The following is a 12,020-nucleotide window of genomic DNA, read 5'->3' as shown; positions in this document are numbered from 1 at the left end:
ATCGTTAAACCGCCATCCCAATATTCCGACAACTGTTCCCGCCAGTAGTCACGACTACGCCTTTCTCGTTCCATTTGTGCCTCCCGGTTTCAAGTTACGGAGGCAAGGTAATCTCACTTCGGGAGGATTTCTAGATGGGGCTCACTGGGCATATACGGCGGACGTATTCGCTTCGCTGTATTATTTTTCAATTTTTCGGCTTTGGCTCTTGACATCGCGTGCCGTCTGTAGTATAATTAATGTAGAACGATCTACAAGAGTATTGCAAGGACATTACGATGCCGGAACGACAGAAGCGGGTTACACTCAAGGATGTGGCGGACTACTGCGGACTTTCGCGGAGTCTGGTCGCATTCATCATCAGCAATTCCGGCTACCGCAACAGCACGCCGGAGAACCGCCGCAAGGTGGCCGAGGCGGTCAAGGCGCTGAACTACCGGCCGAACACCGCGGCGCGGGAACTGCGGACGCGGAAGTCCTCGACCATCGGCGTGGCGATGCCGATGTCCGGCACCGGCATCTACGGCAACATGGCGCTGGAATTGCAGCGTGAAATCAAAAAGCGCGGCTTTACGAGCCTGTTCTCCTTCTGGGGCGGCGACGATTCGGAAGAACTGCACGCGCAGACGCTTCAGACCTTCTTTGAGCGCAATATCTGCGGCGTGATCAGCTGGGACGCCTCGCCCTGTTTCCGGGAGGAGAAAATTCCGGCGGTGGTGTACGGATACCGGAACGAATTCTACGATTATGTCGTTCTCGATGAAGAACAGATGATCATCCGGGCGCTGGAGCACCTGAAGCGGTTCGGCCACCGCCGGATCGGTATTCTGAGCGTGGGGGAGCGCAACCGGTTCTTCCGCGAACATGTGGGCCGGTGCGGGCTTGAATCGAAACCGGAGTGGATTTTCGAGTTGACGTTCTGGAGCCGCCGTCCGCTGGATGCGTTCGGCAAGTTTTACCGGGAGTGCGGCGGAGTCATTCCCGATGCGCTGATCTGTCACAGCGACACCGAAGCGATCGCGGCGCTCTCCAGTGCCGCGAAACTCGGAATCCGGGTGCCGGACGACCTGTCGGTGATCGCGCTGGACGGCTCGTTCATGACTGCGTTTCTGTGTCCTGCGCTGGACTCTTTCGATCTGGATTTTTCGGAGATCACCGAACAGCTGGTGAAGCTGTTGCTGGCCAGAATCGACGAGCCTGCCGCGCCGCTGCGTTCGGTCAGGATTTTACCGCAGCTTGTTCATCGAGAGTCGGTCATCGACTGCCCGCGCTGATCACGATTGCGGAACGGGCCGCGTGAACGGCCGGGGATTTCTGTGCGGAAACCGTATTCTGGCGGAGGGCGATTGCTTCCGCCGGGAGTTTTTATCATGCCGAAAGTACTTCCATTGGCGATCGGAGTGGGAGGCGGTTCTAATACAAAGGAGATATGCAAAACATGAGCAAGTATCGGAAGATGGCGGCGCTGAATCCGTCCGCCTTTCTGCGGCGTTGCGCGGCTCCCGTCGCGGCGCTGCTGGCATGCACGGCGCTTCAGGCATCTGCGGAGATCGTTTACCACGAGGATTTTGAGGGAGATCCGGCGAAGTGGCCCATCTCGGTCATCTACCGTGGGGCAGAACCCGGGAAATGGATTCATGTTCCCTCGAAGGAAGCGGCCTTCGGCAGGCGGGCGCTCTATCTGGAAGCCTCCGATGAAGCGCAGTGGATGTTCCTGCTGGCCGATATTCCGGCGGAGCGGCTTCACGGCAGGAAGATACGTCTTACCGCATGGTGCAAAAGCGATTTCCCCGTAAAAGCCGAGATCGGCCTGGCGAAAGGCCACTCCTATTCCGCCGGCCCCGGCAAGGTGGGGATTAAAACCACCGAAGGAAACGGCTGGGAACGGATCGTGGTGGAAGGCGAACGCGCGCCGGGAGAGATGGTGAGCCTTGCCGCCGGAATCGGCTACGGAGCCACGGGGGCCTGCATGCTGATCGACGAAGTGACGCTCGAATGCGCCGATGAACTGCCGCCGCTGCCGGAACTGAAGGCGCCAGGCACGAATTTCGTGGAGATGCGCAGGATGCGGTCGCAGCGCAGGCGTTTCGACGCCCTGGCCGACAGCTACAGACGCGACGCCGCCCTCGGGCTGCCGGTCGACGGGGAGCTGCTGAAGCGGCTGGTCACTGCGCAGGAAAACTACCGGAAAGAGAGCCTTACCCCGGCGGACGCCGCGGTGATCGCCGCCTGCCGGCAATACGCTCTGGAAGCCCGCCTGATCAATCCGTCGGTCGAATTCGACGTCGATACGCCGGTCTCCGCGAAAACGGAGCCGGAAGTGGATGTCACGATGCCCGTGAACGGTTATGAGGCGAAAATCCTGCTCGTGCGCAACCATTCCGGGCGGACCCAGTACTTCCGTCCCCGCTGGGAGGCGAAGAACGCTCCGGCCCCGCAATTGCGGCGCATGATTCCGGTCGAGGGATTTTTCGATGCGATGCCGCCTTTGCCGTTCGACAGTGTGTTCGAAGTGGCGGACGGTGAGACGAAAGGAATCTGGATCGATCTGCGCAGCCGCGACCTGAAGCCGGGCATCTACCGCGGCACTCTGGTCTTAACTCCGCTGGACCCGGCCGCCGTGACGGAACTTCGGGTTCCGGTCCGTCAGGCTGTGGCGGCAATCGAATCCCCGAAAGAGCTGCCGGTGGCGGTGTTCAACTGGGATTACGGTGTGACGAAGGATCAGGCGGATTACGAGTTCCTGCGCAAGGCCCGCGTCAATGTCTTCCATGTCAATTGCGGGAACGATGCGAAAGAGGCCGTCAACTGGGAAAAGAGCAACCTGAAACAGGTTCTGGATCAGGTCGATGCCAACGGCGACCGCGGCAAGGTGATCTTTTTCTTGGAAAACTGGTTTACCAGCGCCGCCGACAAGTGGAACGGCGATCTAGACAACTACTATCTGCAGCTCGCTGCCTATATGAAATCCCGCGGCTACGATTACGATCAGTGGATCGTCCACTGTTTCGACGAAGTGCTGAGCGACAAATTTCTCAACGCCGCGAAGAACATCAAGCGGCTGGATCCGCAGATCCGGATTTTTTCCGATCCTCCGCCGGCAAACGCGGATCAGCTGCGTCCGTTCCTTCCCTATCTGGACTACTTCTGCCTGGGATCGTGGTTCCTGCAGGAGGACGCGAAGAACGGCAATCAGGCCCTCGAACTCCTGCGGAGCACTGGGAAGCCGCTCTGGATTTACGAATGCGATTCGCAGCCGCGGCATCCGCTGGACAACTACCGCCGCATGGCGCTGAATTCCCTGCAGCGCAAGTGGGACGGGTTCACGTTCTGGAGTCTGACCGGCCTGCAGTTCCGGCACGCTTCGATCACGCCGCCGGCAGGCGTCGTCAATTACGGCATGACCTATCTGGACGAAAACGCAGTGCGCTATCCCTCCCGCCGCTGGGCGCTGTGGGAGCTGGGAGTCGATGATTACGCATTGGTCACCGCGCTCCGGGAAAAGGGGATCGACGTCGACGGTGAGATCCGGGCGATGTACGGCACGAAAGGCGCCGTCGCCCTGGATGACGCGATGGAAGCATTCAAAAAAGAGAAATTGAAGGCTTTTGTGCCCGTGGAAAAATAAACGGAATCCAGGGACCGCATCCGTTTCTCCCCTCATACCGGGAACGGGTGCGTCCCCAATCAACATAAAGGAGTGATCTATGAAACTGTATGGTGGAAAGAGGGGACACGCGCAAAAAGTGTCCGAATTTACGCTTATCGAACTTTTAGTAGTGATTGCGATCATCGTGATTCTCGCTTCCATGCTGATGCCCGCCTTGAACAAAGCGCGGGCGGCGGCCCACAGCGTCAAATGCAAGGCGAACCTCAAGCAGATCGGCACCTATTATGCGTTGTACTCCGATGAGCATGCGGGCATTATCCTGCCAAACAGTATGAAGACCGATATTCATCCGGCACTGCCGTGGTGGGAACTTCTTCTGAAATTATATATCGGCCATTACGGAGAAGAGGCCAAGACCAGAACCGTGCTCAGTTGTCCGGCCGATACCGGACACGATGCCTGGCAGGTGAGCCGGACGGCTCTGAGTTACGGTTACAATGAGTTTATGGGCGATAATGCCTACGGACCGGCTCCGCGGGAGTGGTTTATCCTCAACCAGACTGAACTTGGTCGGAACCCGTCTAGGATTATCTGCATCGGCGACTCCTGGAAGCGTTTTTGGATGGAGAATCCGGATGCCGCCTGGTTCACCGAATACTATCTGTGGCGCACGAATGTGCTGAACGTCGGTCCCTTTGCTGCCCATCCCGGCGGTATGAACGTCTTTTTCGGTGACGGGCATGTCGCGGAGCTCAACAAACCGGGATATAAGATTCTGGATGACTGGCTCGAAATAACCGGCAAATAGTCATCTTTCCCCGGCTCCCTCCGATACGCGGAAATGCCGTCCTTCCCCTGGCGGCTTTTCCGTGCCGTCGCCGTTTGCATAGAGCAGGCGGCGGGAGTTTCTAATAGATTGTTTCAGGTTGCGGACCAATGACTCTTTTTGACTGGCTGATCGTGATAATTCCCGTGCTTTTTGTGATGGGAATGGGATTTTATTCCCGCAAATATGTGAAAAGCGTGGCCGATTTTCTGGTTGCGGGGCGGTTGTGCGGACGGTATGTGATCAGCGTCGGCGACGTGGCCAACGCGCTGGCGATCATCGGGCTGGTCGCCTATGTGGAGGCGCAGTACAAAACCGGATTCGCATTGAGCTTCTGGAACGGTTTCGCGATGCCGCTGAGCATCGTGATCGCGCTGACCGGCTACTGCACCTACCGGTTTCGCGAGACCAAAGCGATGTCGCTGGGACAGTTTCTGGAAATGCGTTACAACCGCCCGCTGCGCATTTTCGCCGCGACGCTGCGGTCGCTTTCGGAGATGCTGGCCAATATGATCATGCCGGCGGTGGCGGCGCGTTTTTTCATCTACTTCTTCGACCTGCCGGAATCCATCGGACTTTTCGGCTGCCAGCTGCCGACTTTCATGCTCCTGGTGGTGCTGGTGCTGGCGATGGCGATTACCCTGATCTGCTGCGGGGGGACCCTGACGCTGGTGATTACCGATGCGATTCAGGGGATGTTCTGCTATCCGCTGCTGGCCGTGATGATCGTATTCGTGCTGTGCAAATTCTCATGGAGCACGGAAATCGTGCCGGTGATGATGGACCGGGTTCCCGGCGAAAGTTTTCTGGATCCCTTCGACGTCAGCGAATTGCGTGATTTCAACGTGTTCATGCTGATCGTCACTTTCACCACGATGATCGTGCATCACGCCAGCTGGATCGGCGCCGGGATCACCTCCGCCGCGAAATCTCCGCATGAACAGAAGATGGCGGGGATGCTCGGCACCTGGCGCAATATGCTCGGATTGATCTTTTATCTGCTGATCGCGGTTGCGGTGATCGTCGTGCTCAACCACGGCAATTTCTCCGGGGAGGCGCGCGAGATCCGCACCCGGCTTTCGACCCGCATCGCGGATGGGCTCGTCGAGGATGGCGCGCTGCGCGCCAGGCTGGTCGCCAACCTCCGCGATATTCCGGAGCAGAAGCATGTGGTCGGGCGGGACGCCCCGCTTTCCGACCGGAGCAATCTCGATACCGTCTACCTCGACACCGCGCACCGGACCCTGCTGGAAAATGAGAACGGCAATGCCGTGTTCCAGCAATTCCGCACCTTGTATTACCAGCTGATGCTGCCGGTCGCCATGCGCGAACTGCTGCCGCCGGTGATCCTCGGACTTTTCGCGCTGCTGATGGTGCTGGCGATGCTCTCCACCGACGATACGCGCATTTACAGCGCCTCGCTGACGATCACGCAGGATGTGGTCGTGCCGCTGTGCGGAAAGCCGCTGAAGCCGGAGCAGCACATCCGGGTGATCCGGCTGGTATCGGTCGGCGTCGGCGTCTTTTTCTTCTGCGGCTCGTATTTCATGTCGCAGCTGGACTACATCAATCTGTTCGTGACGCTGATGACTTCCATCTGGCTGGGCGGCTGCGCTCCCGTGATGATTTTCGGGTTGTACAGCCGGTTCGGCACCACGGCAGGGGCCTTCACTTCGCTGATCGCCGGAATGGTCATGGCGGCGGGCGGCGTGCTGATCCAGCGGAACTGGGCCGACACGGTCTACCCGTTTCTGGACGCCAACGATCTGGCCGTCCCGGTGGGGAATGCGCTTGAGACGCTCTCCGGCCCTTTCAATCCCTGGATCGTCTGGAAAATGGATGCGGTCAAATGCCCGGTCAACTCCTATGAATTCTATTTCCTGACCATGATCGTGACCGTGGTGCTCTATTGCGCGGTTTCGTATCTGACCTGCAAGGAGCCGTTCAACCTCGACCGCATGCTCCACCGCGGGAAATATGCGATCGACGGGACGAAGAAGTACAAGCTCCACTGGTCGCTGCGCGAATTTTTCGCCAACGTGATCGGCATCACGCCGGAATACACCCGCGGCGACCGGGTCATCGCATGGAGCCTTTTCGGGTACAGCTTCGTCTATTCCTTCTGCCTGGCGTTCCTGGGGGTGCTGCTCTGGAATTTGTTCTCGCCGTGGCCGCTGGAATGGTGGGGACACTACTTCTTCGTGGTTCAGCTGGCGGTTCCGCTGGTACTGGCGGCGGTGACCACCGTCTGGTTCGGCGTCGGGGGAGTCCGTGACCTTTTCCGGCTGTTCCGGGACCTCGAAAGCCGCACCTCCGTCAACGATCTCGACAACGGCGTCGTGGAAGGACATATCTCGCTCGCCGACAAGGTGGAACTTGAAGCTGTCGACCAGGGCGGACCGGAAAAATGAACCCGCGCCGGAGCGAAGGCCCGCGCGAACAAGAAAGAAAAGCAACTTATGGTGATTGAAAGTATTCTTGGAACCCTGAATCTGAATGGAGAGACCGGCAGCTGGAGAATTGCCGTTTCCGGCCGGACCGTCGAACCCGGCCTGGAACATGTCCGTATCGCAATGGAAACCGCTGCGCCGGCTCCGCCGCCGCGCCTGCTGCTCGAATGGCGTGTGCCGCTGACGGAGATGCACTTTTGCTGGCATCCGGCGGGAGGTTTCAACCGCAAAATCCCCGCCGACTGGACTGCGGCGCTGCACTCCGACCTCGCCACCTCCGCGCCGGTGCTGCTGCTCGGGAGCCAATCCGGCGAAAACCGCCTGCTGTTTGCTGTTTCCGAGGCGATGCGCCCGGTGAAAATCAAAGCCGGAGTCCATGAGGAAACCTGCGAGGCGGCCTGTTCGGTCGAACTTTTCACCTGCCCGGAAGCGCCGATCGCGGCTTATGAACTCCTGCTCCGGCTCGATATCCGGCCGCTCTTTTATGCCGAGGCGATCCGGGAAGCCTTCGGATGGCTCGCCTCTTTCCCGGAATATGAGGCGGCCGCCGTCCCGCCGGCCGCGTATGAGCCGTTCTACTCCTCCTGGTACAGTTTCCACCAGAATCTTTTCGCGCCGGAGCTGGAACGCGAATGCGCGCTGGCCGCGCGGTACGGCATGAAGGGCGTGATCATTGATGACGGCTGGCAGACCGACGACAACCGGCGCGGTTATGCGTTCTGCGGCGACTGGGAGATTTCCGAAAGGCGTTTCCCCGACATGCGCGCCCATGTGGAACGGGTTCACCGGCTCGGGATGAAATATCTGGTCTGGTTCTCCGTCCCGTTCATGGGGGACAGGAGCCGGAACCGGGAGCGGTTCGAAGGGAAGTTCCTCTACCGGCTTGAGGAGCTGGGGACGGCGGTGCTGGACCCCCGTTTCCCGGAGGTGCGGGAGTTTCTGATCTCCACCTATGAAAAGGCGCTTGTGCAGTGGGACATCGACGGCTTCAAACTCGACTTCATCGACAGCTTCCGCTTCGACGGGGAAGACCCCGCCGTCCGGGAGGATTATGCGGGCCGGGACCTCCGATCCCTGCCGGAAGCGGTGAACCTGCTGTTGTCGGAAACGCGTTCCCGGCTGGAACGGATCAAGCCGGGAATCCTGATCGAATTCCGGCAGAGCTACATCGGGCCGGCGATCCGGAAATACGGCAATCTGTTCCGGGTCGGAGACTGCCCGGGGGATTTTCTGTCGAACCGGCTCGGCGTGATCGATCTGAGGCTGACATCCGGCGACACGGCGGTGCATTCCGACATGCTGGAATGGAACAGCCGCGACACGGTTGAAAACGCCGCGCTGCAGTTGCTGAACGTGATCTTCAGTGTGCCGCAGATTTCCGTGCGGCTCGCCGATCTCCCGGAGGAGCATCGGGAGATGCTGAAATTCTGGCTGGATTTCATGCGCGTCCATCAGGAGGTGCTGCTGCACGGAAAGCTGACGCCGTATCACCCCGAACTCAATTATCCGCTGGTCGTCGCGGAGACGGAGACGGAGATGGTGATCGCCGTTTATGGCGGGGACCTGGCGGTGCCGGTTCCCCCGAGGCCGGGAAAATGCTGCTGGATCATCAACGGCAGCGGTTCGGACCGGCTGCTGCTGGAGCTGCCGCTGCCGGTTCGTCAGGCCGTCTGCTTTGACGCGACCGGGCGACAAAGTCCCGGTGCGCCGCCTGTCGCGGGGCTTTCCCGGGTGCGGCTGCCGAAATCGGGGCTTCTGGGCATTCAGTTCTGATGGGTCGGGCGGAATTTATGGTTTGAAATGGAGGATTTTTTGATGAAGAACAATGATGCCCGCCCAAACGGGCCCATCCCCTGCCGGAGAACCGGTGCAGATATGTATGATCGGGAGTATTCCCTGTGGAACGAGGCCGTTCCTTTCGGCGGAACGGAGGAGCGAGCCGCGGCGGAGCGTTTCCTGGAACCTGTCGACGGGATTGACCGGCTGACGGATGTCGCGCGCCCGACGCTGACCTTTTTTCCGGTCAGCGGCCGTGGACCGCATCCGGCGGTGATGGTCTGCCCCGGCGGCGGCTATGAGTTTCTGGCGTGGAATCACGAGGGACGCGATATCTGCGGCTGGCTCAATTCGATCGGATTCGCCGCTTTCCTGCTGAAGTACCGCTGCCCGGACCTGCGGAAAGCCGCGCGCGCCGACGCCGCGAGGGCGATGCGGTTCATCCGCTTCCATGCGGAATCGTTCCGCAGCCGGCCGGACCGGCTGGGTTGCCTCGGCTTTTCGGCGGGAGCCCACCTGACGGCGTCCATCGCCGCTCCGGCGGAACCGATGCCGTATGAGCCGGTTGACGAAACGGACCGGATGCCGTTCCGCCCCGATTATACTTTGCTGATTTATCCGGCCTATCTGTGCGGTGACGATCTCGCCCCGCAGCCGGAGTTCCGCATCGGTTCCGGGACTCCCCCCGCCTTTCTGGTTCAGGCGGAGGATGACCAGGTCCGTGCGGAGAATGCGCTCGGCTGGTTCCTGGCCCTGAAGCGGGCTTCGGTTCCGGCGGAGCTTCATCTCTTTGCCGAAGGGGGGCATGGATACGGCATCCTCCGCAGCGGCCGCCCGGTATCGGATTGGCCGCAACTTGCCTCCGGCTGGCTGCGGCGGCAGGCGAACCTGTCCTGACCGCGGGAACGGCAATCTTCAACCTCCTTATCAGAAAAGGATTTTTCATTATGACCCGACAAATGCGTTACCCGGCCGTCCCGCTGGTCGTGCACGATCCCTTTTTCAGCGTCTGGAGCTTTTCCGACCGCCTGACCGAAAGCTGGAGCTGCCATTGGGGCGGAGCCGACAGCAGGCTCTCCGGCATCCTGCGGATCGACGGCCGGAGCCGGCGTTTCTGCGGCCTCGACGGCGGTGAAGCCATGGAACAGACCGGTTGTGAAGTACTGCCGACGCGGACAATCTATACCTTCGCGGCGGACGGCGTCGAGCTGAAATTCACTTTCCTGTCGCCGCTGCTGCCGGATGATCTGGAGCTGCTCAGCCGCCCGCTCTGCTATCTGGTGCCGGAAGTGCGTTCCGTCGACGGCCGGGAACACAGTGTGCAGTTCTATCTGGATTGCGGCGCCGACTGGACCGTGAACGGAGCCGGGCGCCAGGTGGCCGGAGGCCGCGGCGAAGCGGCCGGCCTGAAACTGGCGTTTGCCGGCGGCTTGAATGACCACCCGCTCCGCGAATGCGGCGATATCGTCAAGATCGACTGGGGAAGACTCTATCTGGCCGCCCGGCACGACTCGCCCGTCACGCTGCGGTATCAGAAAGCCGGAATCCTGCGCGAAAGCTTCTGCCGGGACGGCTCCATCGGCGGCTGCGACGATCTTCTCGACCCGATGACCACCTTGCAGTACGCCTGGCCGGTCTGTGCGGCCGCGCATGATTTCGGCAGAGTTGGCGCCGAACCGGCGACGCTGCTGCTGGCGGTGGCTTATGACGATGTCTTCGCACTTGAATTCCTGCATGAAAAACTGGTCGATTACTGGCGCAGGGACGGAGAAACTTTCGGCGCCATGCTGAGCAGGGGCCTGGCCGAATATTCCGAAATCGAACGCCGCGCGGCGGAATTCGACGCCCGGCTGCTCGCCGACTGCCGGAAGCTCGGCGGCGAAAACTATGCCGTACTCTGTGCGGGGGCGTACCGGCAGGCTGTCGCGGCCCACAAGCTGGCCGCCGACCGGCAGGGCAGGCCGCTGTTCTTCTCCAAGGAGAACCATTCCAACGGCTGTGTGGCGACGGTGGATGTGACCTATCCTTCGGCGCCGCTGTTTCTGCTGATGGCGCCGGTACTGCTCGAAGGCATGCTGATTCCGATCTTCGAGTTTCTCGATTCGCGACGCTGGAAATTTGAGTTCGCCCCGCATGACCTCGGCACGTATCCGCTGGCCAACGGCCAGTACGACTGCAATCCGAAAACGCAGATGCCGGTCGAGGAGTGCGGCAATTTGCTGATTCTGACCGGAGCGCTGCTCAAGTTCGACGGACGCCGCGACTTTGTCCGCCGGCACTACGGACAGCTCAGAAAATGGGCGGTTTATCTTGTCGGCAACGGCATGGACCCGGCGTCCCAGCTTTGCACCGACGATTTCGCCGGGCATCTGGCGCACAACGCCAATCTGGCGTTGAAAGCGATTCTCGGCCTGGGGGCCTTTGCCCGAAGCGCCGGCGCACTGGGCGAGGCGGAGGATGCGGAATATTTCCGCACCATTGCCGAAAAGTTCGCCGGGGAATGGCTGGAAGCCGCCGATGGCGGCGAATGCACCCGGCTGGCATTCGACCGGGAAGGCACCTGGAGCCAGAAGTACAATCTGGTCTATGACAAACTGCTCGACCTGAATCTGTTCCCGGAATCGCTGGCGGAACGCGAAGTCGCTTTCTATCGGGCGCACCAGAACCGTTACGGTCTGCCACTCGACAGCCGGGCTGACTACACCAAACTGGACTGGATTCTCCACTGCGCCTGCCTGACGGGCAAAGACGACGATTTTCAGGCCCTGCTGGCGCCGGTGATCGATTTCCTGAAAGAGTCGCCCAGCCGGGTGCCGATGACCGACTGGTATGATACCCGGAGCGCGGTGCAGGCCGGTTTCCAAGCCCGTTCCGTGGTCGGCGGGTTGTTCCTCCGGCTTCTCTACGACTCCGAAACCGTTGCCGCATGGAGGCGGAGCCGCTGACTCCGGGAAGGCTGAAAAAATCGGGAAATCAGGAGCGGTAGACAGAATATACGCCGTATGCAAGTTTCCAGAAATGGGATTTCGCTCCTATCGAAGCGCCTTGGTCGCCGAAGGCGAAATCCCGGTTCAAGAAGCTTGTACACGGTGTGAATATGATCGCCTGAATGTGCGTTAATGGCTGCAGAGGGATGCGGCGGTTCGGATTCGTAACAGAAAAAAACGTTTTTTTCGATGTATTTTATTTGAGATATCCGAATTATACGCTATCTTTATACGTTAAGCGCATATGAAATTTGATCTGACACAACTCGACCCGATTACAAGGGAATTTGTGCAGCAGACGCTACTGTGCGTTACCGAGACGCTTCAAGCGGATGATCCATGTGGTTGATTCGACAACGATTCAGCTGATC

General features: G+C 59.9%; 7 protein-coding genes. All 7 read left to right on the top strand.

Annotated features, from left to right (window positions below; all coding sequences use genetic code 11):
* Nucleotides 1-278 precede the first annotated feature (278 nt).
* Nucleotides 279-1,274, top strand: a complete 996-nt coding sequence (locus tag Q0J85_RS14730; RefSeq protein ID WP_294482990.1) for a LacI family DNA-binding transcriptional regulator — start codon at nucleotides 279-281, stop codon at nucleotides 1,272-1,274.
* Nucleotides 1,275-1,438: 164 nt separating this feature from the next.
* Nucleotides 1,439-3,628, top strand: a complete 2,190-nt coding sequence (locus tag Q0J85_RS14725; RefSeq protein WP_294482988.1) for a hypothetical protein — start codon at nucleotides 1,439-1,441, stop codon at nucleotides 3,626-3,628.
* 79 nt (nucleotides 3,629-3,707) lie between these two features.
* The gene (locus Q0J85_RS14720) at nucleotides 3,708-4,418 is read left to right on the top strand and encodes a prepilin-type N-terminal cleavage/methylation domain-containing protein (RefSeq protein ID WP_294482986.1); all 711 of its coding nucleotides are present in this window, start codon (nucleotides 3,708-3,710) and stop codon (nucleotides 4,416-4,418) included.
* A gap of 128 nt (nucleotides 4,419-4,546) precedes the next feature.
* Complete coding sequence (locus Q0J85_RS14715; RefSeq protein ID WP_294482983.1) at nucleotides 4,547-6,847, top strand: hypothetical protein; 2,301 nt, start codon at nucleotides 4,547-4,549, stop codon at nucleotides 6,845-6,847.
* Between the two features lie 48 nt (nucleotides 6,848-6,895).
* Entirely contained in the window at nucleotides 6,896-8,659 is a 1,764-nt protein-coding gene (locus Q0J85_RS14710) for a glycoside hydrolase family 36 protein (protein ID WP_294482982.1), read from the top strand.
* A 42-nt stretch (nucleotides 8,660-8,701) separates the two neighbouring features.
* Nucleotides 8,702-9,559, top strand: coding sequence for an alpha/beta hydrolase (locus Q0J85_RS14705; RefSeq protein WP_294482981.1), 858 nt, complete (start codon nucleotides 8,702-8,704; stop codon nucleotides 9,557-9,559).
* Nucleotides 9,560-9,609: 50 nt separating this feature from the next.
* Nucleotides 9,610-11,607, top strand: a complete 1,998-nt coding sequence (locus tag Q0J85_RS14700) for a DUF4965 domain-containing protein (protein WP_294482980.1) — start codon at nucleotides 9,610-9,612, stop codon at nucleotides 11,605-11,607.
* Nucleotides 11,608-12,020 lie beyond the last annotated feature (413 nt).

The sequence above is a fragment of the uncultured Victivallis sp. genome (assembly GCA_944389935.1).
Lineage (GTDB): Bacteria > Verrucomicrobiota > Lentisphaeria > Victivallales > Victivallaceae > Victivallis.
Note: the sequence above shows the minus strand (reverse complement) of the source record. Positions and strands in the feature narration are given on the sequence as shown.

What these genes read in the sequence shown, in the direction of transcription:
- Q0J85_RS14730 (WP_294482990.1), top strand. Translation starts at nt 279, where the DNA reads ATGCCGGAACGACAGAAGCGGGTTACACTCAAGGATGTGGCGGACTAC.
- Q0J85_RS14725 (WP_294482988.1), top strand. Translation starts at nt 1,439, where the DNA reads ATGAGCAAGTATCGGAAGATGGCGGCGCTGAATCCGTCCGCCTTTCTG.
- Q0J85_RS14720 (WP_294482986.1), top strand. Translation starts at nt 3,708, where the DNA reads ATGAAACTGTATGGTGGAAAGAGGGGACACGCGCAAAAAGTGTCCGAA.
- Q0J85_RS14715 (WP_294482983.1), top strand. Translation starts at nt 4,547, where the DNA reads ATGACTCTTTTTGACTGGCTGATCGTGATAATTCCCGTGCTTTTTGTG.
- Q0J85_RS14710 (WP_294482982.1), top strand. Translation starts at nt 6,896, where the DNA reads ATGGTGATTGAAAGTATTCTTGGAACCCTGAATCTGAATGGAGAGACC.
- Q0J85_RS14705 (WP_294482981.1), top strand. Translation starts at nt 8,702, where the DNA reads ATGAAGAACAATGATGCCCGCCCAAACGGGCCCATCCCCTGCCGGAGA.
- Q0J85_RS14700 (WP_294482980.1), top strand. Translation starts at nt 9,610, where the DNA reads ATGACCCGACAAATGCGTTACCCGGCCGTCCCGCTGGTCGTGCACGAT.